The sequence below is a fragment of the Mycobacterium sp. E342 genome, from assembly GCF_001667665.1.
In the GTDB taxonomy this organism is placed as follows: domain Bacteria; phylum Actinomycetota; class Actinomycetes; order Mycobacteriales; family Mycobacteriaceae; genus Mycobacterium.
Genome location: NZ_LZJM01000037.1, coordinates 1 through 24,266 on the forward strand (window position 1 = coordinate 1; position 24,266 = coordinate 24,266).

Annotated in this window: 20 protein-coding genes and 1 pseudogene; 13 read left to right on the plus strand and 8 right to left on the minus strand. The window is 70.1% G+C overall.

Annotated features, from left to right (window positions below; translation table 11 throughout):
- Positions 1 to 646: helicase-related protein (locus tag A5692_RS01985; protein ID WP_197514319.1), on the plus strand; the 646-nt coding region annotated here is incomplete at its 5' end.
- Positions 647 to 703: 57 nt separating this feature from the next.
- On the plus strand, positions 704 to 2,113 hold the full coding sequence (locus A5692_RS01990) for an MFS transporter (protein ID WP_068051516.1): 1,410 nt from the start codon (positions 704 to 706) through the stop codon (positions 2,111 to 2,113).
- A gap of 344 nt (positions 2,114 to 2,457) precedes the next feature.
- Here the strand turns inward: A5692_RS01990 and A5692_RS01995 are convergent, their stop codons facing one another.
- Positions 2,458 to 4,029 (minus strand): glycosyltransferase family 39 protein, encoded by a 1,572-nt coding sequence (locus tag A5692_RS01995; protein ID WP_068051518.1) that lies wholly within the window; start codon positions 4,027 to 4,029, stop codon positions 2,458 to 2,460.
- 285 nt (positions 4,030 to 4,314) lie between these two features.
- On the opposite strand from A5692_RS01995, the gene A5692_RS02000 reads away from it, so the two are divergent.
- A complete protein-coding gene (locus tag A5692_RS02000) occupies positions 4,315 to 4,758 on the plus strand; it encodes a universal stress protein (RefSeq protein ID WP_068051520.1) in 444 nt (147 codons plus the stop codon).
- A 92-nt stretch (positions 4,759 to 4,850) separates the two neighbouring features.
- Here A5692_RS02000 and A5692_RS02005 read toward each other — a convergent pair whose 3' ends face one another.
- Entirely contained in the window at positions 4,851 to 5,537 is a 687-nt protein-coding gene (locus tag A5692_RS02005; protein ID WP_068051522.1) for an MBL fold metallo-hydrolase, read from the minus strand.
- A 111-nt stretch (positions 5,538 to 5,648) separates the two neighbouring features.
- On the opposite strand from A5692_RS02005, the gene uvrA reads away from it, so the two are divergent.
- Complete coding sequence (gene uvrA / locus A5692_RS02010; protein WP_068051524.1) at positions 5,649 to 8,552, plus strand: excinuclease ABC subunit UvrA; 2,904 nt, start codon at positions 5,649 to 5,651, stop codon at positions 8,550 to 8,552.
- Positions 8,553 to 8,618: 66 nt separating this feature from the next.
- On the opposite strand, the gene A5692_RS02015 is transcribed toward uvrA, so the two are convergent.
- From A5692_RS02015 to lysX, 4 genes are all read right to left on the minus strand, one after another.
- The gene (locus A5692_RS02015; RefSeq protein WP_068051544.1) at positions 8,619 to 8,858 is read right to left on the minus strand and encodes a hypothetical protein; all 240 of its coding nucleotides are present in this window, start codon (positions 8,856 to 8,858) and stop codon (positions 8,619 to 8,621) included.
- On the minus strand, positions 8,851 to 9,276 hold the full coding sequence (locus A5692_RS02020; protein ID WP_231984146.1) for a DUF6653 family protein: 426 nt from the start codon (positions 9,274 to 9,276) through the stop codon (positions 8,851 to 8,853). The genes A5692_RS02015 and A5692_RS02020 overlap by 8 nt, the downstream gene beginning before the upstream one ends.
- 6 nt (positions 9,277 to 9,282) lie before the next feature.
- Positions 9,283 to 10,788 carry an alpha/beta hydrolase family protein gene (locus tag A5692_RS02025; RefSeq protein WP_197514320.1) on the minus strand — a complete coding sequence of 502 codons (1,506 nt, stop codon included), beginning with the start codon at positions 10,786 to 10,788 and terminating at the stop codon, positions 9,283 to 9,285.
- A 77-nt stretch (positions 10,789 to 10,865) separates the two neighbouring features.
- Complete coding sequence (lysX, locus tag A5692_RS02030; RefSeq protein ID WP_369830249.1) at positions 10,866 to 14,219, minus strand: bifunctional lysylphosphatidylglycerol synthetase/lysine--tRNA ligase LysX; 3,354 nt, start codon at positions 14,217 to 14,219, stop codon at positions 10,866 to 10,868.
- Positions 14,220 to 14,648: 429 nt separating this feature from the next.
- Here lysX and infC point away from each other — a divergent pair, with 429 nt between their 5' ends.
- From infC to A5692_RS02050, 4 genes are all read left to right on the plus strand, one after another.
- On the plus strand, positions 14,649 to 15,257 hold the full coding sequence (gene infC / locus A5692_RS02035) for a translation initiation factor IF-3 (RefSeq protein ID WP_082962317.1): 609 nt from the start codon (positions 14,649 to 14,651) through the stop codon (positions 15,255 to 15,257).
- 31 nt (positions 15,258 to 15,288) lie between these two features.
- Positions 15,289 to 15,483 (plus strand): 50S ribosomal protein L35, encoded by a 195-nt coding sequence (rpmI, locus tag A5692_RS02040; RefSeq protein ID WP_068051530.1) that lies wholly within the window; start codon positions 15,289 to 15,291, stop codon positions 15,481 to 15,483.
- Between the two features lie 85 nt (positions 15,484 to 15,568).
- Positions 15,569 to 15,964 carry a 50S ribosomal protein L20 gene (gene rplT / locus A5692_RS02045; RefSeq protein WP_067281580.1) on the plus strand — a complete coding sequence of 132 codons (396 nt, stop codon included), beginning with the start codon at positions 15,569 to 15,571 and terminating at the stop codon, positions 15,962 to 15,964.
- Between the two features lie 3 nt (positions 15,965 to 15,967).
- Positions 15,968 to 16,759 carry an RNA methyltransferase gene (locus A5692_RS02050; protein ID WP_068051532.1) on the plus strand — a complete coding sequence of 264 codons (792 nt, stop codon included), beginning with the start codon at positions 15,968 to 15,970 and terminating at the stop codon, positions 16,757 to 16,759.
- Here A5692_RS02050 and A5692_RS02055 read toward each other — a convergent pair.
- Positions 16,746 to 17,801, minus strand: coding sequence for an oxygenase MpaB family protein (locus A5692_RS02055; protein ID WP_068051534.1), 1,056 nt, complete (start codon positions 17,799 to 17,801; stop codon positions 16,746 to 16,748). The two genes, A5692_RS02050 and A5692_RS02055, sit on opposite strands and share 14 nt — an antisense overlap.
- Positions 17,802 to 17,992: 191 nt before the next feature.
- On the opposite strand from A5692_RS02055, the gene A5692_RS02060 reads away from it, so the two are divergent.
- From A5692_RS02060 to A5692_RS02080, 5 genes and pseudogenes are all read left to right on the plus strand, one after another.
- Positions 17,993 to 18,907 (plus strand): adenylate/guanylate cyclase domain-containing protein, encoded by a 915-nt coding sequence (locus A5692_RS02060; protein ID WP_068051536.1) that lies wholly within the window; start codon positions 17,993 to 17,995, stop codon positions 18,905 to 18,907.
- A 17-nt stretch (positions 18,908 to 18,924) separates the two neighbouring features.
- Positions 18,925 to 19,728, plus strand: a complete 804-nt coding sequence (locus A5692_RS02065; RefSeq protein WP_068051538.1) for a rhomboid-like protein — start codon at positions 18,925 to 18,927, stop codon at positions 19,726 to 19,728.
- A 120-nt stretch (positions 19,729 to 19,848) separates the two neighbouring features.
- Positions 19,849 to 20,892: a phenylalanine--tRNA ligase subunit alpha gene (pheS, locus tag A5692_RS02070; RefSeq protein ID WP_068051540.1), complete on the plus strand. Its 1,044-nt coding sequence runs from the start codon at positions 19,849 to 19,851 to the stop codon at positions 20,890 to 20,892.
- Positions 20,892 to 23,387: a phenylalanine--tRNA ligase subunit beta gene (pheT, locus tag A5692_RS02075; protein ID WP_068051542.1), complete on the plus strand. Its 2,496-nt coding sequence runs from the start codon at positions 20,892 to 20,894 to the stop codon at positions 23,385 to 23,387. Before pheS ends, pheT begins: the two co-directional genes overlap by 1 nt.
- A 38-nt stretch (positions 23,388 to 23,425) precedes the next feature.
- Positions 23,426 to 24,053 (plus strand): annotated as a pseudogene (locus A5692_RS02080) (N-acetyl-gamma-glutamyl-phosphate reductase); the annotation flags it as partial.
- Here A5692_RS02080 and A5692_RS27875 read toward each other — a convergent pair.
- Positions 23,980 to 24,207: an Asd/ArgC dimerization domain-containing protein gene (locus A5692_RS27875; RefSeq protein WP_369830250.1), complete on the minus strand. Its 228-nt coding sequence runs from the start codon at positions 24,205 to 24,207 to the stop codon at positions 23,980 to 23,982. The pseudogene A5692_RS02080 and the gene A5692_RS27875 overlap by 74 nt on opposite strands.
- Positions 24,208 to 24,266 lie beyond the last annotated feature (59 nt).

The window sequence follows — 24,266 nt, forward strand, 5'->3', positions numbered from 1 at the left end:
GCGCCGGGTGGAGCTGCTGCGCCAGCTGCGCCTGGGCGAGTACGACGTCCTCGTCGGCATCAACCTGCTGCGCGAGGGCCTCGACCTGCCCGAGGTGTCGCTGGTGGCGATCCTGGACGCCGACAAGGAGGGCTTCCTGCGGTCCTCGCGCAGCCTGATCCAGACCATCGGCCGCGCCGCCCGCAACGTGTCCGGGGAAGTGCACATGTACGCCGACTCGATCACCGACTCGATGAAGGAGGCGATCGACGAGACCGAACGGCGGCGGGCCAAGCAGATCGCCTACAACGAGGCCCACGGCATCGACCCGCAGCCCCTGCGCAAGAAGATCGCCGACATCCTCGACCAGGTCTATCGCGAGGCCGACGACACTGAAGCGGTGGGAATCGGCGGGTCCGGCCGCAACTCCTCCCGGGGCCGGCGCGCCCAGGGTGAGCCGGGCCGCGCCGTCAGCGCGGGGGTGTTCGAGGGCCGCGACACCACCAGCATGCCGCGCGCCGAACTGGCCGATCTGATCAAGGACCTGACCGAGCAGATGATGGCCGCGGCGCGCGACTTGCAGTTCGAGCTGGCCGCACGCTTCCGCGACGAGATCGCCGACCTGAAGAAGGAACTGCGGGGGATGGACGCCGCCGGCCTGAAATGAGTTTGCTGGCAGCACATCTCGGATCGGCGCCCCGAAGACACCCCATACGGTAGAAGGGTGACCGACACCGTGACCGTCACCGGCGGCTGGAACGAGCTGCTGGGGCCGAGGTATCTGAGGACCTCCATCCTGCTGGCCGGCGGGGTGGCCCTGTACGCCACCAACGAGTTCCTGACCACCAGCTTGTTGCCCAACACGATCGCCGAAATCGGCGGCAGCCGGCTCTACGCCTGGGTCACGACCCTGTACCTGGTCGGGTCGGTGGTGGCCGCGGCGATGGTCAATCCGATGCTGCTGCGGGCCGGGGCGCGGTCGTCCTACCTGACCGGACTTGCCGTGTTCGGTGTCTCCAGCCTGGTTTGCGCGGCGGCGCCGAACATGCAGGTTTTGATAGCTGGGCGCGCCCTGCAAGGCGTCGCCGGCGGACTGCTGGCCGGCCTCGGTTACGCGGTCATCAATTCGGCCCTGCCGCGCACGCTGTGGACCCGCGGGTCGGCGCTGGTGTCGGCGATGTGGGGCGTGGCCACGGTGGTCGGCCCGACGACGGGCGGCCTGTTCGCCCAGCTCGGCCTGTGGCGATGGGCCTTCGTGGCGATGGCGGTGCTGACCGGCCTGATGGCGATGCTGGTGCCCGTCGCGCTGATCCGCGTCGCGCCCACCGCCGCCGCGCCGCCGATGAAGGTGCCGGTGCGCTCGCTGCTGCTGATCGGCGCTGCCGCGCTCGCGGTCAGCGTCGCCCAGATTCCGCGCAACACGCTGGCGACGTTTGCGCTGCTCGCCGCCGGCATCGCCCTGGCGGGCCTGTTCGTGCTCGTGGACTGGCGCATGCACACGGCGATCCTGCCGCCCAGCGTGTTCGGTCCCGGCCCGCTGAAGTGGATCTATCTGACCATGGGCGCGCTGATGGGCGCCGCGATGGTGAACACCTACGTGCCGCTGTTCGGCCAGCGGCTGGCGCATCTGACCCCGATCGCGGCCGGGTTCCTGGGCGCCGCGCTGGCGCTCGGCTGGACGGTCAGCGAGATCCTCAGCGCGTCGTTGGAGAGCCCCCGCACGATCGGCCGGGTGATCGTGGCGGCGCCGATCGTCGCCGCCTCGGGGCTGGCCCTGGCCGCCGTCGCGCGGCGCGGCGACACCTCACCCTGGACGGCCGCGCTGTGGGCGGTGGCGCTGCTGGTCGCCGGCACCGGGATCGGGATGGCCTGGCCGCACCTGTCGGCGCGCGCGATGGCGTCGGTCGACGACCCCGCCGAAGGAAGCGCCGCCTCGGCGGCGATCAACACCGTCCAGCTGATCTCCGCAGCGATCGCGGCCGGGCTGGCCGGGGTGGTGGTCAACACCGCCAAGGGCGGCGACGGCATGGCGGCGCATTGGCTGTTCACGGTGTTCACAGCCCTGAGCGCCGCCGGTGTCGCGGCGTCCTACGGCGCGACCCGCGGCGTTCGCGAGGCGCAGCCGGTCGGCTGACCCGCCCCCGGCTCAGTCCGGGTAGTCGTCCGTTCGCAGGACCGCCACCACCCCGTCGACGTCACCGAACACCTGTTGCGCGTTCGCGACCTGGTCTTCCGACAGCGTCATCGTCACCCGCACCTCGCCGTCGTCGATGTCGTGCGCGTCGGCGTCCAGCCCGGTGAGCTGCCAGTTCCGCTGCCCGCAGATCCATGAGCGTCGTCAAACCGAACGCGACGAACAGTTCGACGAGATGTCGGACGCCCTGTACGTTGCCGCCCAGCAGCGGTGCGGCCAGCCAGCTCCGCATATCCGTCAACTGCCCAACAAATGGCGGTTCACGCCGTCGGCAAAGCCGCGAATCAGCGCGTGGACTTCACCACCTGGGAGTAATGAAACTGCCAACGTTCGACAATGCGGAACCCGAGATAACTCGGGAATCGATAAGCCGGGGCGCGCCCGAAAGCGGGACCGGGCGGCAATGACGGTCCGGATTGATGGTCGGGCAGTGACGTTTCTTTATTGGTGATGGTCCAGATTGCGGGGCATTTGTTGATTTTTGCGGTCGTCAGCCACACCGCGACGTGGCCGTCCCACAGGGACCCCACCTTGGGCCCGTACGCCCCGCGCTCGACGTCGATCAGCGACCGGAAGGCCGCCGGCCGGGTGGCCAGCAGGGCGCGGATCGGTCCGGGCCGCCACGGCACGGTGTTGTCCACCATCAGGCAGTCACCCGGGGCGGCGTGGGAGCCGATCAAGTCGGCCACCTGGCTGTAGTCCCAGCCCTCCTTGGCGTACGGCCAGCGCTGGATGAACAGGTAGTTCGGCACTGCGGCAAGGGCGCAGGCCAGCACCACGCCGGCGATGGGCCACGGCCTGCGGGCGAGGGTCACGACGCAGACGGCCAGGACGACGGCCATCGCGGGTGCGGTGAAGATCAGATAGCGCGGGTAGTAGATGGGCTCGCTGACCGCCGAATAGATCACCACGAGCGCGGTGGGGATGACCAGCCACGCCGCGCAGACGATCAGCAGCCGGCGCATGTCGCCGGCCGGGGGGCGAACGCCGGCCAGCCGGGCCCCGACCCCCGCCACGATCAGGACGGCGGCGCAGATGGCGAATGGAACGCTGTGGTCGAAATACTGGCGCAGGATGATGTCGAACGCGTAGTGCCAGCTGACCGGGTAAATCCAATTCACCTGCCACACCTGGCCATGCGCGAACACCATGAACGGCGTCATCGCCGCGACGGCGACGGTAGAGCTGATCGCCCACCGAATGACGGGAGATTTCCGCGCTTTCGGCGGTGCCAGCAGCGGCACCATTACGGCATAAACCGGCACCAGCAGCACCATGTTCAGATTCAGCAGAATCGACAGCATCAGCGCCAGCGCATAGCAAACCCACAACCGCGTTCCGTTGCGCCGGACAGCGGCGACGAGCAACACCGTGAGCCAGGCCGCCGCCGCGGCCGCGAAGGCGTACGGGCGTGCTTCGATGCCCGCCCAGGTGGTCCGCGGCAGGATCGCGAACAGGACGCCCGCGCACACCGCGACCGGCCGTGTCGAGAACTGCCGGGTGAACACCGTGACGCCCGCGGCGGCGGCGCCGATCGCCAGGGCGCTGGGCGCCCTCGACCAGAACTCGGTCGGCGGAAACAGCGCGAACCACCCGTGCATCAGCAGGTAATACAGCCCGTGCACGGCGTCGATGTGGCTCAGCAGCCGCCACAGCTCCGCCAACGTGCGGCTCGCCGCGGCCGATATGGTCGCGCCCTCGTCGAACCACAACGAGGGCCGGCAGGCCCAGGCGCCGCTGACAACGGTCGCGAACGCGGCGATCGCCCACGGATCGAGCAACCTGCCGGCCGGACGCGCGGGCGTGGGCTCCTCGACGCGGTCCGCGACGGGCTGCTCGACGGTGGGCATGGACATGATGCTTGTCACTGTAAAGCTGAATCGTGGAGCAGCGTCACAAATCGCCGGCGGCCAATTCGCCCCCGGCGTCCCCATTCCGCGAAAACCGGCGTTATGCAACGCTTTCCGCCCCGGGCCCGCGCATTTGAATGTTTTGTCACCGGCGATATTGTCCGTTGGCGCTGCGTTGCCCCGCAAATTGTGGACACGCCGCGCCACGCGGTGTCGCTAATCTGTTCCCTCTGCAACGGGCAAACGCGATACTGTCTTGGGTTGGCTGACCAACCGAAACTGGGAGGGTAAATGGGCGCCTATCAGACTGTGGTGGTGGGAACCGACGGCTCGGACTCGTCAATGCGTGCGGTGGACAGGGCGGCGCAGATCGCCGGGCCGGACGCCAGGCTGATCGTCGCCTCGGCGTACCTGCCCCAGCATGAGGACACCCGGGCCGCCGACGCACTGCGCAACGAGAGCTACAAGGTGTCCGGCACCGCGCCGATTTACGCGATCCTGCAGGACGCCAAGGAGCGTGCGCACAAGGCCGGCGCCAAGAACGTCGAGGAGCGCCCGATCGAGGGCGCTCCGGTGGACGCGCTGGTCAAGCTGGCCGAGGACGAGAAGGCCGACCTGCTGGTCGTCGGAAACGTCGGACTCAGCACGATCGCCGGCCGGCTGCTCGGCTCGGTGCCGGCCAACGTCTCACGGCGCGCCAAGGTCGACGTGCTGATCGTGCACACCACGTCCTAGGGAAACCGATGGTGGCGACGTCCTAGGGAAACCGATGGTGGCGACCCGCGTCGCCCGGCTACGCCGCGCTCGCGAGCGCCACTGACCGGGCCTCACCAGCCCCGCTCGCGCCATTCGCCCAGGTGAGGGCGCTCGGCGCCGAGCACCGTGTCGTCCCCGTGGCCCGGGTAGATGACCGTGGAGTCGTCGTACACGTCGAACACCCGGGTGGTGACGTCGTCGAGTAGCTGGGCGAAATCGCCCGGCTGCCAGGTTTTTCCGACGCCGCCCGGAAACAGGCAGTCGCCGGTGAACAGCTGGGTGACCCCGCCCGTCGCCGGGCCGTCGAGGGCGAGGGCGATCGAGCCGGGCGTGTGTCCGCGCAGGTGGATCACGTCGAACCGCAGTTCGCCGATGTCGACGGTGTCACCCTGGGCCAGCAAACGGTCCGGTTTGACCGGCAGCGCCCCGGCGTCGATCTCGTTGGCTGCGGTCGGTGCCCCGGTGGCCGCGACCACGGCCTCCAGCGCCTGCCAGTGGTCGAAGTGCTGGTGGCTGGTCACGATCAGGGACAGCTTGGGCGCGTCCCGCCGGATCAGACCGATCAGGGTGTCCGCGTCGTTGGCGGCGTCGATCAGCAAGGTCTCTCCGGTCGCGGAACACGTCACCAGATACGCATTGTTGTCCACAGGGCCCACCGATGCCTTTAGGATCGTGGCGCCGGGTAGGGTCCGGCGCGCCGCGGTACCGGGGTCGACGTGTCCGGTGTAGTTGTCGCTTACCTCGTCGGGGGCGGTCATAGCGGCCACGTTACTGGTCAAACGTTGCTTGTCGGTATGGGCACCTAGCATGGAATGCGCCGTGCGCATCAACGGCTGCAACACCTAAAAGATCCACTGAGAGAGGGCAGCGTGGCTGACCGCCTGATCGTCAAGGGCGCCCGCGAACACAACCTGCGGGGCGTCGACCTCGACCTGCCGCGCGACGCGCTGATCGTCTTCACCGGGCTGTCGGGATCGGGCAAATCGTCGCTGGCGTTCGACACGATTTTCGCCGAGGGGCAGCGCCGGTACGTGGAGTCGCTGTCGGCCTATGCCCGCCAATTCCTGGGGCAGATGGACAAGCCGGACGTCGACTTCATCGAGGGTCTGTCGCCGGCGGTGTCCATCGACCAGAAGTCGACCAACCGCAACCCGCGCTCGACGGTGGGGACCATCACCGAGGTGTACGACTACCTGCGGCTGCTCTACGCGCGCGCCGGCACGCCGCACTGTCCGGTCTGTGGCGAGCGGATCGCCCGTCAGACGCCCCAGCAAATCGTCGACCAGGTGCTGGCGATGCCGGAAGGCACCCGATTCCTGGTGCTCGCCCCCGTGGTGCGCACCCGCAAGGGCGAGTTCGCCGACCTGTTCGAGAAGCTGAACGCGCAGGGCTACAGCCGGGTGCGCGTCGACGGGGTAGTGCACCCGCTCACCGATCCGCCCAAGCTGAAGAAGCAGGAGAAGCACGACATCGAGGTGGTGGTGGACCGCCTGACGGTCAAGGCCAGCGCCAAGCAGCGGCTCACCGATTCGGTGGAGACCGCGCTGAACCTGGCCGACGGGATCGTGGTGCTGGAGTTCGTCGATCACGAGCACGACGCGCACAACCGGGAGCAGCGGTTCTCCGAGAAGCTGGCCTGCCCCAACGGGCACGCGCTTGCGGTCGACGACCTGGAGCCGCGGTCGTTCTCGTTCAACTCGCCCTACGGCGCCTGCCCCGAGTGCACCGGCCTGGGCATCCGCAAGGAGGTCGACCCCGACCTGGTGGTGCCCGATCCGGAGCGCACGCTGGCCGAGGGCGCGGTGGCACCGTGGTCGACGGGCCACACCGCGGAGTACTTCACCCGGATGATGGCCGGGCTCGGCGACGAGCTGGGCTTCGACGTCGACACGCCCTGGCGCAAACTGCCGGCCAAGGCGCGCAAGGCGATCCTCGAGGGCTCCGACCACCAGGTGCACGTGCGCTACCGCAACCGCTACGGCCGAACCCGTTCGTACTACGCCGATTTCGAGGGTGTGCTGGCGTTCCTGCAGCGCAAGATGGCCCAGACCGAATCCGAGCAGATGAAGGAGCGCTACGAGGGCTTCATGCGCGACGTGCCGTGCCCCGAGTGCGAGGGCACCCGGCTCAAGCCGGAGATCCTGGCGGTGACGCTCAGCGCGGGGGACCGGGGCGCGAAGTCCATCGCCGAGGTCTCCGAGCTGTCGATCTCGGACTGCTCGGACTTTTTGAACGCACTCACGCTGGGACCGCGCGAGCAGGCGATCGCCGGGCAGGTGCTCAAGGAGATCCAGTCGCGGCTCGGCTTTCTGCTCGACGTGGGGCTGGATTACCTGTCGCTGTCGCGCGCGGCGGCGACGCTGTCCGGCGGTGAGGCCCAACGCATCCGGCTGGCCACTCAGATCGGGTCCGGCCTGGTGGGCGTGCTCTACGTGCTGGACGAGCCGTCGATCGGGCTGCACCAGCGCGACAACCGCCGGCTCATCGAAACCCTCACGCGGCTAAGGGATTTGGGCAACACGCTGATCGTCGTCGAACACGACGAGGACACCATCGCGCACGCGGACTGGATCGTCGACATCGGTCCGCGGGCCGGTGAGCACGGCGGCCAGATCGTGCACAGCGGGACCTACAGCGAGCTGCTGGCCAACAAGGACTCGATCACCGGCGCCTTCCTGTCGGGCAAGGAATCCATCGCGATGCCGGCGATCCGGCGTGCGATAGACCGCAAGCGACGGCTCACCGTGGTCGGCGCCCGTGAGCACAACCTGCGCGGCATCGACGTCTCGTTCCCGCTGGGCGTGCTCACCTCGGTGACCGGGGTGTCCGGTTCGGGCAAGTCGACCCTGGTCAACGACATCCTGGCCACGGTGCTGGCCAACCGGCTCAACGGCGCCCGGCTGGTCCCCGGGCGGCACACCCGGGTGACGGGCCTGGACCACCTGGACAAGCTGGTGCGGGTCGACCAGTCGCCGATCGGTCGCACGCCGCGGTCCAACCCGGCCACCTACACCGGAGTGTTCGACAAGATCCGCACCCTGTTCGCGGCCACCACCGAGGCGAAAGTCCGTGGCTACCAACCGGGCCGGTTCTCGTTCAACGTCAAAGGTGGCCGCTGCGAGGCGTGCACCGGCGACGGCACCATCAAGATCGAGATGAACTTCCTGCCCGACGTCTACGTGCCCTGCGAGGTCTGCCACGGTGCGCGCTACAACCGCGAAACCCTGGAAGTGCACTACAAGGGCAAGACGATCTCCGAAGTGCTGGACATGTCGATCGAGGAGGCCGCGGAGTTCTTCGAGCCGATCACCGGCATTCACCGCTACCTGCGCACGCTGGTCGACGTCGGCCTGGGTTACGTCCGGCTGGGCCAGCCGGCCCCCACCCTGTCGGGGGGTGAGGCCCAGCGCGTCAAGCTGGCCGCCGAACTGCAGAAGCGTTCGACGGGGCGGACCATCTACATCCTCGACGAGCCCACCACCGGGCTGCACTTCGACGACATCCGCAAGCTGCTCACCGTCATCAACGGCCTGGTGGACAAGGGCAACACGGTCATCGTCATCGAACACAACCTGGACGTCATCAAGACGTCGGACTGGATCGTCGACATGGGGCCCGAGGGCGGCGCCGAGGGCGGAACCGTGGTGGCCGAGGGCACTCCGGAGGACATCGCCGCGGTGCCCGAGAGCTACACCGGGAAGTTCCTCGCCGAGGTCATCGGCCGTGCCGCCGCGCCGCCGCGGTCCGGCCGGCGGCGCAAAGTCACCGCCTGAGCCGGTCTACGGCTCCTCGCGACGCATAAACTTCGGCGACGACACGCCGAAAGACGCCGCGGCCGTTTATGTTTCGCGGCTGTCGCGCCGCATGGATTCGCGGATCTGTGCCAACCGCTCGGCGGCCGCGCGTTCGCGCTCCTCGTACTGTTCCTCGACGGACCGGCCTTCCGCGGACTCGGCATCGAGCTCCGCGGCGCCCTGCGCCGTCGCGTAGCGCTCTTCGATCTTCTCGCGGACCGATTCGAAGGTCGGCACACCGGCGGTGTCATACCCGGGGTCGGGTGGGGTTGGTTCCTCAGGCATGGCCACGCTCCCGTTCCAGATACCGCACCATCTGTTGCCAGTACACCAGTGTGAGCGCCATCTGCACCGCGATCGCGACCGCCGCCGGCAGCACCCGGCGCCGGCCGGCGGCGGAGACGGCGCCGAGAGCGGCCAGCGACGTCAGCGCGCTGATCACCAGGGCAGCGTCCCGGGGGCGACGGCTGATCCACAACTCCTCGCCCAGCATCGCCCGGGTCGACCAGGCCCGCTCGCGCGCCGGCTTGCCGAACACGAACGGGTTGAGGGCCAGCCACAGCGCGATCCACGCCGCATGGTCCCAGCGCCGTGTCCACGGCGGGATCAGGATCAGCGGGGTGCTGGCCCAGCGGGTCCAGGCGCTCCAAGGGTTGCAGTGCCGCGCGAAGATCGCACGCCGAACCCGCGCACCGGACGGCACGGGCGGCTACCGCCGGGCGGGGGCATGGTCGGCGGGGACGACGACCGGTGAGGGCGCTGCGGGCGGGGCGGCGCCGGTCAGCGCGGGCGGGCGAGCGCCGGGCAACGGCGTCCGGGGAATTCCCGGCGTACCCACCCGCCCCGCCAGCCACGGCAGCGCGGCGGCGAACGCCCGGTCCGCGAACGGCCAATCGTGCTTGCCGGGCTGGGGCAGCACCGCGCAGTCGATCCCGCTGGCCCGCCCGAGCGCGCACAGCGAATAGGCGGCCGCCGTCTGGTTGCCGGGGTCGGCGGCGGCCTCCCGGCCGGCGAGACGGATCGCGCCGATGTCGGTGCCGGGCAGGTCGCGGCGTGTCGCCGGCGGCCCTTCGGAGGAGATCGCGAACCAGCCGGCCACGTCGGTGTACGGACCGTGCCGGCTGATCACCGTGGTCGGGTCGAACGCCGCCCACGCCTCGGCGTTGCCGCCGAAGAGCCGGGCGATGGTCTGGGCCTTGTTCCCGGCGTTCGGGAAGAAGTCACCGGCGACGTCGACGAACGCGCTGAACATGTCGGGGTGCATGACGGTCAGGTCCACGGCGCAGGTTCCGCCCATCGACCAGCCGGCGACGCCCCAGTGGCTGCGGTCGCGACTGACGCCGAACTTGGAAACCATATACGGTACAACGTCTTTGGTTAGATGGTCGGCGGCGTTGCCGCGGACGCCGTTGACGCATTCGGTGTCGTTGTTGAAGGCGCCGCCGGAGTCGACGAACACCAGGACCGGCGCCTTGCCGTCGTGGGCGGCCGCGAAGTCGTCGATCGTCTTCACGGCGTTGCCGGCGCGCGTCCAGTCGGCGGGCGTGTTGAACTGGCCCCCGATCATCATGACCGTCGGCAGCGCCGGCGGCGGGCTGCTGGTGAACCATTCGGGCGGCAGGTAGACCAGCTCGCCGCGGTGCTTGAAATGGGATGCGTCGGACGGGATCACGACCGGAACCACGCTGCCGTGCGGTGGTCGCGCCCGTTTGGCGGCCATGGCCGTGACGGTGGCCGGGTCGGTCTGATCGGGCAGCGGACCGGAGGTGAGCTGGTTCCACGCGGCCTGCACGGTGGGGAAATAGCCGACCCACAGGTTGAGCACCAGGGCGGCGCACAGCGCGCACAACGGGACGGCCAGCAACCCGGCCCCGCGCCGCCAGCGGCGGGCGCCGCGCCACCCCAGGATCAGGACCGCGACGGCCGTGCCGGTCAACGTGATCCATAGCCACAGCGTGACCGGCGCGGGCTCGTCGGACATGCCGCGGTCCACGATGTACCAGTGCGTCAGGTAGGCGACGGCGGCACCGGCCAGCGCAGCCGCCGGCAACCACACCGTCCGCCACCGCCGCGACCGCCAGCCGACTGCCAATGCCAGCACCAGCGCGGTCACCACCTGGATCGTGGTGGGCAGCCAGCCGTGCATCAGCGACGTGTGACTACTTGCCAGCAACTGCGCCGTGGCGTTGGTCGTCGACGCGGTCACGGCATTCATTGTGATGCATTGTTAACCGGCCTGGAACATATTCACCGAATGTTCGCCGTGGCCGTGCCAGGCGTCTGCGGGACCGGCTAGTGGGGCTTGGCCAGCGGAAATGGCAGGGTCTCGCGGATGCTGCGGCCGGTTATGAGCATGACGAGCCGATCGACGCCCATGCCCAGCCCGCCGGTGGGCGGCATGGCGTACTCCATGGCCTGCAGGAAGTCCTCGTCGAGCTCCATCGCCTCGGGGTCGCCGCCGGCGGCCAGCAGCGACTGCTCCTGCAGGCGGCGCCGCTGCTCCACCGGATCGGTGAGCTCGCTGTAGGCCGTCCCGAGCTCGACGCCCCACGCCACCAGGTCCCACCGCTCGGCGACGCCGCGCCGGCTGCGGTGCGGACGGGTCAGCGGCGAAACCGATGTGGGGAAGTCGATGTAGAAGGTCGGCCGCTCGGTCCGGTCCTCGACGAGGTGCTCGTAGAGCTCCAGCACCACGGCGCCGGCGTCCCAGTGCGCCCGATACGGAATGTGGGCGGCGTCGGCGAACTTGCGCAGCATGGGCAGGGGGGTGTCGGGATCGATGTGCTCCCCGAGCGCTTCGGACACCGCGTCGTGCACGGTCTTCACCGGCCAGTCGCCGGAGATGTCGACCGGGTGGAGGTGGCCGTCATCGGTCCGGGGCCGCAGCACCATCTGCTCGCCGTGGGCGGCCTGCGCGGCGTTTTGGATGAGCTCGCGGGCACCGTCGATCCAGACCTTGTAGTCGGCGTGCGCCTGGTAGGCCTCCAGCAGCGTGAACTCCGGGTTGTGGCTGAAGTCGACGCCCTCGTTGCGGAAGGCCCGGCCCAGCTCGAACACCCGCTCCACGCCCCCGACGCACAACCGCTTGAGGTACAGCTCCGGAGCGATGCGCAGGAACAGGTCCATGTCGTAGGTGTTGATGTGGGTGACGAACGGCCGGGCGGTCGCGCCGCCGTGGATCTGCTGCAGGATCGGCGTCTCGACCTCGATGAAGCCCTTGGCGAACAGCGTTTCCCGGACGGAGCGCAGGACGCTGCTGCGGGCCGTGAGCAGCTCGCGGGACTCCGGATTGACCGCCAGGTCGACGTAGCGGGTCCGCACCCGCGCCTCCGGGTCGGTCAGCCCCTTCCACTTGTTGGGCAGCGGCCGCAGGCACTTGCCGATCATCCGCCAGTCGCCCACGATCAGCGAGCGGGTGCCGTTCTTGGAAAAGCCCATGTGCCCGGACATCTCGACGAGGTCACCCAGGTCGATGGCCGCGGTGAAATCCGCGGTGCGCCCCCGCTCCAGGCGTGAATTGTCAAGCAGCACCTGCAGTTCGCCCGACCAGTCCCGCAGCTGCGCGAACAACACCCCGCCGTAATCGCGTATCCGCAGGATCCGGCCCGACACCGAGATGGTCTCCTGGTCGTCGGCCTCCAGCGCCCGGGCAATGGTGTGGCTGGGCGGCGACCCCACCGGATAGGCGTCAATGCCCCTGCGCCGCAGTATTTTCAGCTTGGCCAGTCGCACCCGCACCTGTTCGGGCAGGCGGGCCCTCGACTCCTCCAACTCCGCGTCGTCGCGTCGCTGCTGCAACTCGCTCACGTCCGGCGCCGAGCCGTCGTGGTGCAGCAGGCCCGACTCCGCCAGCCTGGCGGGGACGGCGGGGTGATGGCCGGTGTGCACCCGATCGCGCCGCGTGAACGGCAGCACCAGGAAACCCTCCGCGATCACCGAAGCGACACCGACCCGGGGGATCAGGCGCGCGTCCTCGTAGCAGGCGTAGCGCGGAACCCATTCTGGTTGGTACTTCATGTTCGAGCGGTACAGCGTCTCCAGCTGCCACCACCGCGAGAAGAACAGCAGCAGCCCACGCCACAACCGGGCGACCGGGCCGGCGCCGAGTTGGGCGCCCTGTTCGAACGCCGAGCGGAACATCGCGAAGTTCAGCGAAATGCGGCTGATGCCAAGGGTTTCCGCGGTCAGGGCGAGCTCGCTGACCATGAGCTCGATGGTGCCGTTGGGCGACTCCGGGGAGCGGCGCATCAAATCCAGGGAGACGCCGGTGGTTCCCCACGGGACCAGCGACAGCATCGCCACGACGGCGCCGTCGCGGTCCATCGCCTCGACCAGCAGGCAATCCCCGTCCGCGGGATCGCCGAGCCGGCCCAGGGCCATGGAGAAGCCGCGCTCGGTCTGGGTGTCGCGCCAGGCGTCGGCGCGAGTGATGGTCTGGGCCATCTCCTCGGCCGAGATGTCACGGTGCCGCCGGATGCGCACGGTCAGCCCGGCCCGGCGGGCCCGGGTCACGGCCTGGCGCACGCCGCGCATGTCGGGGCCGGACAGCCGGAAGTCGGCGGTGCGCAGGATCGCCTCGTCGCCCAACTCGAGCGCGTTCAGCCCGGCCTCCCGATAGACCCGCGCCCCCTGCGTGCTGGCCCCCATGACGCCCGGCGCCCAGCCGTAGGTCTGGCACAGCCCCAGCCAGGCGTCGATGGCCTGCGGCCACGCCCGGGGGTCGCCGATCGGGTCGCCGCTGGCCAGGCACACCCCGACCTCGACGCGGTAGGTGATGGCGGCCCGGCCGCTCTGCGCAAACACCACCGACTTGTCGCGGCGGGTCGCGAAGTACCCCAGCGAGTCGTGCTTGCCGTACAGCTCGAGGAGCCCGCGGATGGCCGACTCGTCCTCACCCGTCAGCGCGTTCTCGGCGCGCTGGGACTGGAACAGCACGATCGTCGCCAGGATCAGCGCCAGCGCGCCGAACAGACCGAATATCGCGTTGAGGAATACGTGCGGCCTGCCGGTGAACAGGTCCGGATCGGCCAGGGCGAATCCGACCACCCGGTTGGCCACGTAGGGCAGGCGGTCCTGGCGGGCCAGCGTTCCGGGCCACAACTCCACCAGGCCCCACGAGATCAGGATTCCGACCACATCCCCGGCGACCAGCACCGCGGCGGCCTTGACCAGCGCGCCTTTGCGGACCTTGGCCCAGAACTCCCGGTACGCCAACACCAGCAGCACGATCGCGACGATGTGCACCGCGAACCCGAGGTTCTCCCCAAAGGTCTCGGCCGCGGTGTTGTCGCCCGCGGCGATGTCGGCGGCGTTCAGGCCGGCGGCCAGGATCATCTGGCCGAGCAACACCAGCCAGGCGACGCGTTTGCGGGCGGTCAGCGCCGCGGCCAGCAACGCGAGCACGAAAGACCACGCGATGCTGGTGTCGGGGAAGTTGAACAGGTAGTTGTTGATGAACTCGCGTGGGACCTTGATCAGCCACCGGATGGCGGGGGACACGCTCGCCAGCAGCGACACCGTCGCGATGACGCCCACGATCCACCCGGCCGCCGCCGGTACCCAGCGATACCGGGATTGCGACCGGCCGCGGGGTCCCGAACGGGACCCCGAACGAGAGGAAGCGAGTGTCACAGACCGCGAGGATATGCCCTCAGTCCGTGAAAAGCTTGGCGAAGCGCTAAGAGCCACCGGCAATAATTCGCCCGGTGGCGGACGTGCGCCGGTGCCCGCCCAACGAGGGCGGGGGCGAAGTACTAAAAGCGGCCCCGTGGCTGCTAAACTGGCGTCCGCGACCATCCCGGCGAAGGCCAGGAACAGTTAAGTGGAGTCCCACTCCCACCGCGGGCCACGAATCATTTCAAGGCTTTGCGGTCCGGTCACAGACATCGCGCATGTCTGTTCCGCGAGCGACGCGGGCGGCTTGACCCATGGTAGGCCGTGATCGGTCGGCATTGGGCCCTGCTACGTGCGGGGCTTTTCTGCTGGTGGTGTGGTGTTTCCGCCGCTGCATTCCGATTCGGACCCAGGCCCTGGCCGTGATGGCACGACACGTATAAGCCCAACAAGGGAGGCCCCATCAGCACTGAGACCCGCGTCAACGAGCGCATCCGCGTACCTGAAGTCAGATTGATCGGCCCTGGGGGAGAGCAGGTAGGCATAGTGCGCATCGAAGACGCACTGCGCGTCGCTGCGGACGCCGATCTCGACCTTGTCGAAGTCGCCCCCAACGCCAGACCTCCGGTCTGCAAGATCATGGACTACGGCAAGTTCAAATACGAGGCGGCGCAAAAGGCGCGCGAATCCCGCCGGAACCAGCAGCAGACCGTCGTCAAAGAGCAGAAGCTGCGACCGAAGATCGACGATCACGATTACGAGACCAAAAAAGGTCACGTGATCCGCTTCCTGGAGGCGGGTTCGAAGGTGAAGGTCACCATCATGTTCCGCGGACGTGAGCAGTCGCGGCCCGAGCTGGGCTACCGCCTGCTGCAGCGGCTGGGCGCCGACGTCGCCGAATACGGCTTCGTCGAAACGTCCGCCAAGCAGGACGGCCGCAACATGACGATGGTGCTGGCCCCGCACCGCGGCGCGAAGACCCGCGCCAGGGCGCGGCACCCCGAGGGACCCGGGGAAGGCACCGCGTCGGACACCGACGCGGCCGCCGACAACAACCCTTCACCGAACTGACCTGGCACGAATTAGACGAATTAGAGGAAACATGCCCAAGGCCAAGACCCACAGCGGGGCTTCGAAGCGGTTCCGGCGCACCGGAACCGGCAAGATCCTGCGCGAGAAAGCGAACCGCCGGCACCTGTTCGAGCACAAGCCGTCCACCCGGACCCGCCGTTTGGAAGGCCGCACCACCGTGGCGGCCAACGACACCAAGCGGGTCAACAAGCTGCTGAACGGCTGACCTTCGACAAGCCGAGCGCCGGACCCGGCGCCGGCGCCCCACCATTTAGTTTTCAAGTTACTTTTCAGGAGAGCAGGAACCCCCCATGGCACGCGTGAAGCGGGCGGTCAACGCCCAGAAGAAGAGGCGCAGCATCCTCAAGGCCTCGAAGGGGTATCGCGGCCAGCGGTCGCGGCTCTACCGCAAGGCCAAAGAGCAGCAGCTGCATTCGCTGAACTACGCCTACCGCGACCGTCGCGCGCGCAAGGGCGAGTTCCGCAAGCTGTGGATCTCGCGGATCAACGCGGCGGCTCGCGCCAACGACATCACCTACAACCGGCTGATCCAGGGGCTGAAGGCCGCGGGCGTCGAGGTGGACCGCAAGAACCTCGCCGACATCGCGATCACCGATCCCGCCGCATTCACGGCGCTGGTCGACGTCGCCCGGGCCGCGCTGCCCGAGGACGTCAACGCCCCGTCGGATTCCGGAGAGGCCGCCTAGCCCCTGCTGACCGAACGTTCGGCCCGGGTCGCCGCGGCGGTCAAACTGCATCGCCACGTCGGCCGCCGCCGCGCGGGGCGGTTCCTCGCCGAAGGCCCCAACCTGGTCGAGGCGGCCGCGGCCCGCGGCCTCGTCCGCGACGTCTTCGTCACCGAAGCCGCCGGGCAGCGGTATGCGTCGTTGCTCGGCGCGCAGCAAGCGCCGGTCCATCTGGTCAGTGAGCGGGCCGCGAAGGCGCTGTCCGACACCGTCACCCCCGCCGGGCTGGTGGCGGTCTGCGAGATGCCCGCGACGCGGCTGGCGGACGTGCTGGCCGGTGCGCCGCGGTTGATCGCCGTCGCCGTCGAGATCGGCGAGCCGGGCAACGCCGGCACGCTCATTCGCATCGCCGACGCCATGGGCGCGCAAGGCGTCATCCTCGGCGGCCACGGCGTCGACCCGTACAACGGCAAGTGTCTGCGCGCCTCGGCCGGCAGCATCTTCTCGGTCCCGGTCGTCGCCGCGCCGGACACGCCCGCCGCGCTGCGCGCCGTGCGCGATGCCGGACTGCAGGTGCTGGCCACCACGGTGGACGGCGAGACGCGCCTCGACGAGGCCGCCGAACTGCTCGGCAGGCCGACGGCATGGTTGTTCGGGCCCGAATCACAGGGCCTGCCGAGCGACATCGCGGCGGCGGCGGACCACCGCATGCGCATCCCGATGTCCGGCGGTGCGGAGAGCCTGAACGTGGCCTCGGCCGCGGCGATCTGCCTCTACCAGAGCGCCCAGGCGTTGGGCGTGTTCACGCGGCCCTGACGCGCCCTCGGGCGGGCCGCAGACCCGCCAGCGACAGCGTCCCGTGCACCAGCGAGCCGGCGCGCTCCATCAGCGCCTTGGCCGGGTCGAGCGGGGAACGCGGGGCGTAGCGGGAACGGGGCGGGAAGTAATGCATGGGCAGCCCGCGGCGGTCGCGGGGCGGAGCCATGAACGTCGGCGCCTCGACCAACGGCGCGTCGCTGGGCAGCCGGCCCTCGGCGCGGCGGTAGGCCGCCAGCGCGCGCGGGTGCAGCCGGATCTCGTCGGGAACCGCGAGGAAGGCCAGCTCGACGAGCTTGCCGAACAGGCGCAGCAACACCTCGTCGCCCGGCGTCCAGCGCATGCCCGCCTTCTCGCGGACCGCGGGCTCGAACAGGCCCGTGGCGATCCAGCGCTGGCCCGCCACCAGGGGCCTGAACATCTGGTCCCAGATCGGCGTCGGCATCAGCACGAACTTGGGTTTGGGGATCCGGATCTGGAAGATGTCCAGGGTCGCTCGGTTGATCTCCAGTTGCTCGCGGCAGATGCGGTCCCAATACTCCTGAAACTCCTCCCAGGAGCCGGGCACCGGCCGCATGCTCATCCCGTACATCCGGTACCACCGCACGTGCTCGTCGAACAGCTGCCGCTTCTCGGCCTCCGTCAGGCCCCCGCAGAAGTACTCGGCCACCTTGATTACCAGCATGAAAAAGGTGGCGTGCGCCCAGTAGAACGTCTCGGGATTCAGCGCGTGATATCGGCGCCCCGACGCGTCGACGCCCTTGATGGTGTGGTGGTAGCTCGTGATCTGCCGCCCGGTCGCCGCGGCCCGGTCGCCGTCGTAGACGACGCCCATGATCGGGTACACCGAGCGGGCCACCCGCTGCAGGGGCTCGCGCAGCAGGATCGAATGCTCTTCGACGCCCGCTCCCAGCTCCGGATACATGTTCTGGATCGCGCCGATCCACACGCCCATCATTCCCGTGCGCAGGTCGCCAAAGTACTTCCAGGTCAGGGAATCTGGCCCGAGCGGATCGTCGGATTTCGCTGGAATGGCAGTCATCTCGGCCTCCTGCGCTCACGATAACTTTGACAACGGGCGTTGTCTACGATTTCGGCCATGCGCCCGCGCGGGTGTTATCGAGCGTGAACAGCCGCGTGGCGCCGCCGTGATCAGGCGATACGTTGCGAGCTGTGACACAAAGCGCGCGGTCTTCATTGCCCGGCTCCGGCGGGAGGAAATAACCTGGCCGGGTGGAACTCGCGCGTCGCGATTCGGATTCGGGCGAGCCCGAGGCGCCGACGGCGACGCCATCCGATCCGTCACGGCGTTCCCCGGTCTCGGTGCACAACGCGACGCAGTGGCTGCACAGCCGAAACCACAGCCCCGGCGCCGTGGCCTTCATCCGCCGGGCGCGGCGGCTGCTACCCGGAGACCCCGAATTCGGCGACCCGCTGTCCACGGCCGGCGACGGTGGCCCGCGCGCCGCAGCCCGCGCGGCCGACCGGCTGCTCGGGGACCGCGACGCGGTGTCGCGGGAGGTCAGTCTCGGGGTGTTGCAGGTGTGGCAGGCGCTGACCGAGTCGGTTGCCCGGCGGCCAGCGAATCCCGAAGTGACGCTGGTCTTCACGGACCTGGTCGGTTTCTCGTCGTGGTCCCTGCAGGCCGGGGACGAGGCGGCGCTCACGCTGCTGCGCCAGGTGGCCCGGGCCGTCGAGCCGCCGCTGCTGGACGCCGGGGGACACATCGTCAAGCGGATGGGCGACGGCCTGATGGCCGTCTTCGGCGATCCGACGGTCGCGGTGCGCGCCGTCCTGGCCGCCAAGGAGGCGCTGAAGTCGGTCGAGGTGGCCGGTTACACCCCGCGGATGCGGGCCGGCATCCACACCGGGCGGCCCCAGCGGCTGGCGGCGGACTGGCTCGGCGTCGACGTGAACATCGCCGCGCGGGTGATGGAACGCGCCACCAAGGGCGGGGTCATGGTGTCGAGTTCGACACTCGACCTGATCGCCCAGAGCGAACTGGACGCCATGGGTGTCGTCGCCAAACGCGCACGTAAACCGGTATTTGCGGGCAAGACCACGGGCGTGCCACCCGACTTGGCGATATATCGTTTGAGGACTCATAGGGAGTTGACAGCGCCGGATCACAGCGCCGAAACAAACTAGCCGACATAATGGATTCAATGGTTGGGGGCATCCTTGCCCGGCTCGCCCGGGTCCAGTTCACGTTGGGTTACGTGGCGGTGCTGCTTGGCGTCAGTTGCGCCATCCTGGTGCTCGGCCCGCACGCCCATGACGTGCTGGTCGAGCGCGCCAGCACCAACCTGCACAACCTGGCCCACGGCCACGTTGGCACCCTGTTGGGCAGCGCGCTGGTCGTCGACGCCGGTCCGCTCTACTTCTGGCTGCCCTTCCTGACCTGCCTGCTCGCGCTCGGCGAGCTACACCTGCGCACCATCAGGCTGGTGGTGGCGTTCCTCGTCGGGCACATCGGCGCGACGTTGCTGGTGGCGGCCGCACTCGCCGCGGCGGTCGAGTTCGAGTGGATGCCGGTTTCGATCACCCGGGCCAGCGATGTCGGGATGAGCTACGGCGCCCTGGCCGTGCTCGGGGCGATGACGGCGGTGATTCCGCAGCGCTGGCGGCCCGCCTGGGTTGGCTGGTGGGTGTCGGCCGGCATCGCCTCGGCGATCATCGGCGGCGATTTCACCGACGCCGGTCACACCGTCGCCGTGATCCTGGGTGTGTTGGTGTCCGCGCGGTTCCGTCAGCCCATCCACTGGACGCCGGTGCGCATCCTGATGCTGGCCGCCTCGTCGGGCTTCGGCTTCCTGCTGCTGGCCCACCACTGGGGGACGATGGCCGCGGCGCCGGCGTTCGGGATCCTGGGCGCGCTGGCGGCGCACAGGCTCGTGCAGTTCCTCAACGGGCGCGCGGTGCTGGACGACGCCGCCCTGGCCGGTGCGCAGCCGGTCGCGGCGGGCTAGACACCCGGCCGCCCTTACCCCGAAGCGCCCGCCGGGCAGCACAAACCGCATCACTATGATCGGCACTTGCCGCTGGGCAACTTCCTCCCAGCCCCTCATCAGCAAGGAGAGTGTCGCCGCGTGGGTGCTCAGCCCGTCGACCTGTCGCCGGATGCCTTGGCCAAGGCGCTCGGCGTCGCCCAGGAGGCCATCGCGCTCGCCGGCGATCTGGACGCGCTCGCGCGCGTGAAGACCGAGCACCTCGGCGACCGCTCGCCGCTGGCGCTGGCGCGACAGGCGTTGGGCGGCGTCCCCAAGGAGGAGCGCGCCGACGCCGGCAAGCGGGTCAATTCCGCGCGGACAGAGGTCCAGCGCAGCTACGACGAGCGCCTGGCCGCGCTGCGCGCCGAACGCGACGCCGCGGTGCTGGTCGCCGAAAGCATCGACGTCACCCTGCCGTCGACGCGGCAGCCACCCGGCGCGCGGCACCCGATCACCATCCTGGCCGAGCACATCGCCGACACCTTCATCGCGATGGGCTGGGAGCTGGCGGAGGGGCCGGAGGTCGAAACCGAGCAGTTCAACTTCGACGCCCTCAACTTCCCGGCGGACCACCCCGCGCGCAGCGAGCAGGACACGTTCTATATCGCGCCGGACGATTCCCGGCAGCTGCTGCGCACCCACACCTCGCCCGTGCAGGTGCGCACCCTGCTCGCCCACGAGCTGCCCGTCTACATCGTCTCGATCGGCCGCACCTTCCGCACCGACGAGCTCGACGCCACCCACACCCCGGTCTTCCACCAGGTGGAGGGGCTGGCGGTGGACCGCGGGCTGTCCATGGCGCACCTGCGCGGCACCCTGGACGCGTTCGCCCGCGCCGAGTTCGGCCCCGAGGCGCGCACCCGCATCCGGCCGCACTTCTTCCCGTTCACCGAACCCTCCGCCGAGGTCGACGTGTGGTTCGTCGGCAAGAAGGGCGGCGCCGGCTGGGTGGAGTGGGGCGGCTGCGGCATGGTGCACCCGAACGTGTTGCGCGCCGCGGGAATCGACCCCGAGGTGTACTCCGGCTTCGCCTTCGGCATGGGGCTGGAACGCACCCTGCAGTTCCGCAACGGCATCCCCGACATGCGTGACATGGTCGAGGGCGACGTGCGGTTCTCGTTGCCGTTCGGGGTGGGTGCCTGATGCGGATCCCCTACAGCTGGCTGCGGGAAGTGGTGGCGGCCGGCGCCCCGGGCTGGGACGTCACGCCCGCCGAACTCGAGCAGACGCTGATCCGAATCGGCCACGAGGTGGAGGAGGTCGTCGCGCTCGGCCCGGTCGACGGCCCGCTGACCGTGGGGCGGGTGACCGGCATCGAGGAGCTCACCGGCTTCAAGAAGCCCATCCGCGCCTGCCGGGTCGACGTCGGCGAGCCTGAAGACCGTGACATCGTTTGCGGCGCAACCAACTTCGCCGTCGGGGACCTGGTGGTGGTGGCCCTGCCCGGGACCACACTGCCCGGCGGGTTCGCCATCGCGAGGCGCAAGACCTACGGCCGCGACTCCGACGGCATGATCTGCTCGGCGGCCGAACTCGGTTTGGGCGCCGACCATTCCGGCATCCTGGTGCTGCCGCCCGGCACCGCCGAACCGGGCGCCGACGGCGCCGCCGTGCTCGGACTGGACGACGTGGTCTTCCACCTGGCGATCACCCCCGACCGGGGCTACTGCATGTCGGTGCGCGGGCTGGCCCGCGAGGTCGCCTGCGCCTACGACCTGGACTTCGTCGACCCCGCGGGCGGGCAGGTGACCAGGCCGCTGCCGGCCGTCGGCGAGGCCTGGCCCCTGACCGTGGACCCCGAAACCGGTGTCCGGCGGTTCGCGCTGCGGCCCGTGACCGGCATCGACCCCGCCGCGGTGTCGCCGTGGTGGCTGCAGCGCCGGCTGCTGCTGGCCGGCGTCCGCGCGACCTCGCCGGCGGTGGACGTCACCAACTACGTGATGCTCGAGTTCGGCCACCCGATGCACGCGCACGACTGCGACCGAATCTCCGGCGGCCTCGGCGTGCGGTTCGCCCGGGCCGGCGAGACCGTCGTCACCCTCGACGACATCGAGCGCCGGCTCGATCCGGCCGACGTGCTCATCGTCGACGACCGGGCGACGGCGGCGATCGGCGGTGTGATGGGCGCGGCGAGCACCGAGGTGCGCGCCGACTCCACTGACGTGCTGCTCGAGGCCGCCGTGTGGGACCCGGCTGCCGTCTCGCGCACCCAGCGCCGGCTGCACCTGCCCAGCGAGGCCGCCCGGCGCTACGAGCGCGGGGTGGACCCGGCCATCTCGGTGGCCGTGCTGGACCGATGCGCGTCGCTGCTCGTCGAGATCGCCGGGGGAGCTGTGTCGGAGAAGCTGACCGACTGGCGGGGCGACCCGCCGACCGACGACTGGTCGCTCCCGCCGATCAGGATCCCCGCCGACCTGCCCGACCGGATCGCCGGGGTGGCCTACCCGCCCGGGACCGCCGCGCGGCGCCTGGCGCAGATCGGGGCTGTGGTGAGCCACGAGGGCGACACCTTGACCGTCACGCCGCCGAGCTGGCGACCCGACCTGCTGCAGCCCGCCGACCTCGTCGAGGAGGTGCTGCGGCTGGAGGGCCTGGAGGCCATCCCGTCGGTGTTGCCCGCGGCGCCCGCGGGCCGGGGCCTGACCGCGGCGCAGAAGCGTCGCCGCGCCATCGGCAGATCGCTCGCGCAATCCGGGTATGTCGAGGTCCTGCCGACGCCGTTCCTGCCCGCGGGCGTCTTCGATTTGTGGGGCCTGGCGGCCGACGACCCGCGGCGCGCCACCACGCGGGTGCTCAACCCGCTCGAGGCCGACCGCCCGCACCTGGCCACCACGCTGCTGCCCGCCTTGCTGGAGGCGTTGGTGCGCAACGTGTCCCGCGGGCTGGTGGACGTGGCGCTGTACGCCCTGGCGCAGGTGGTGCAGCCGACCGAGCAGACCCGCGGCGTGCAGCCCATCCCCGTGCACCGCCGGCCCACCGACACCGAGATCGCCCAGCTGGACGCGTCGTTGCCCCGCCAGCCGCAGCACGTGGCCGCCGTCCTGGCGGGCCTGCGCGAACGCCGCGGCCCGTGGGGCCCCGGCCGCCGCGCCGAGGCCGCCGACGCGTTCGAGGCGGCGCGCATCATCGCCCGCGCCAGCGGGGTCGAGGTGAGCCTGCGGGCCGCCCGGCACCTGCCGTGGCACCCGGGCCGGTGTGCCGAGGTGCTGGTCGGGGAGACCGTCGTCGGCCACGCGGGGCAGCTGCACCCGGCGGTGATCGAGCGCTCCGGACTGCCGAAGGGTACCTGCGCCGTCGAGCTCAACCTCGACGCAATCCCGATCGCGGTGGCGCTGCCGGCGCCCCGGGTGTCGCCGTTCCCGGCCGTCTTCCAGGACGTCAGCCTGGTGGTGCCCGCGCACGTGCCGGCCCAGGCGGTGGCCGACGCCGTCCGGGAGGGCGCGGGCGAGCTGCTGGAGGACCTGCAACTGTTCGACGTCTTCACCGGCCCGCAGGTCGGTGAGGACCGCAAGTCGCTGACGTTCGCACTGCGCTTCCGAGCACCGGACCGCACGCTGACCGAGGACGACGCCAGCGCGGCCCGCGACGCCGCGGTGCGACGCGCCGCCGACGCGGTCGGCGCCGAGCTGCGCGCCTAGCACGCGCTGGTAATGGATTTGCAAACCAATGCATAACCATGCAGAATCGGCGGAATGGCCGACGTATTGAAGGTGGCGGTTGCCGGGGCCAGCGGCTATGCGGGCGGGGAAATCCTGCGGCTCCTGCTCGGGCATCCGGCCTACGCCGACGGCCGCCTCGCCATCGGGTCGCTGACCGCCGCTTCCAGCGCCGGCACCACGCTCGGCGAGCACCATCCGCACCTGACGCCGCTGGCGCAGCGGGTGGTCGAGCCGACCGACCTCGCCGCGCTGGCCGGGCACGACGTGGTGTTCCTGGCCCTGCCGCACGGGCATTCGGCGGCGCTGGCCGAACAGCTCGGCCCCGATACTTTGATCGTCGACTGCGGCGCCGACTTCCGGCTCACCGACGCCGGCGCCTGGGAACGGTTCTACAGCTCGCCGCACGCCGGCAGTTGGCCGTACGGGCTGCCGGAGCTGCCCGGCGCGCGGGAGCGGCTGCGCGGCGCGCGCCGCATCGCGGTGCCGGGCTGCTACCCGACCGCGGCGCTGCTGGCGTTGCTGCCGGCGGTGGCCGAGGACCTGATCGAGCCGGCCGTCACGGTGGTCGCGGTCAGCGGCACCTCGGGCGCGGGCCGGGCCGCCAAGACCGACCTGCTGGGCTCCGAGGTGATCGGGTCCGCGCGGTGCAGGTGGCCAGGATGCCCCGTGACGTCGGGATCAGCACCGGCGTGAACGACACCGTCACATCGCGGTCGGTGACGGCGCGCAGGCCCTGGGCGATCTCGGGGGTGTGCCGGTGAGCGCCCGCGATGTTGTAGGCCCGCGCGGACCCGATCACCTCGGAGCCCAGCAGGTCGGTCTTGGCGGCCCGGCCCGCGCCCGAGGTGCCGCTGAAAC

Coding starts and splice junctions, on each gene's coding strand:
- A5692_RS01995 (WP_068051518.1), bottom strand. CDS start 4,029: ATGTCCATGCCCACCGTCGAGCAGCCCGTCGCGGACCGCGTCGAGGAG.
- A5692_RS02000 (WP_068051520.1), top strand. CDS start 4,315: ATGGGCGCCTATCAGACTGTGGTGGTGGGAACCGACGGCTCGGACTCG.
- A5692_RS02005 (WP_068051522.1), bottom strand. CDS start 5,537: ATGACCGCCCCCGACGAGGTAAGCGACAACTACACCGGACACGTCGAC.
- A5692_RS02015 (WP_068051544.1), bottom strand. CDS start 8,858: ATGCCTGAGGAACCAACCCCACCCGACCCCGGGTATGACACCGCCGGT.
- A5692_RS02025 (WP_197514320.1), bottom strand. CDS start 10,788: ATGAATGCCGTGACCGCGTCGACGACCAACGCCACGGCGCAGTTGCTG.
- rpmI (WP_068051530.1), top strand. CDS start 15,289: ATGCCCAAGGCCAAGACCCACAGCGGGGCTTCGAAGCGGTTCCGGCGC.
- rplT (WP_067281580.1), top strand. CDS start 15,569: ATGGCACGCGTGAAGCGGGCGGTCAACGCCCAGAAGAAGAGGCGCAGC.
- A5692_RS02055 (WP_068051534.1), bottom strand. CDS start 17,801: ATGACTGCCATTCCAGCGAAATCCGACGATCCGCTCGGGCCAGATTCC.
- A5692_RS02065 (WP_068051538.1), top strand. CDS start 18,925: ATGGTTGGGGGCATCCTTGCCCGGCTCGCCCGGGTCCAGTTCACGTTG.
- pheT (WP_068051542.1), top strand. CDS start 20,892: ATGCGGATCCCCTACAGCTGGCTGCGGGAAGTGGTGGCGGCCGGCGCC.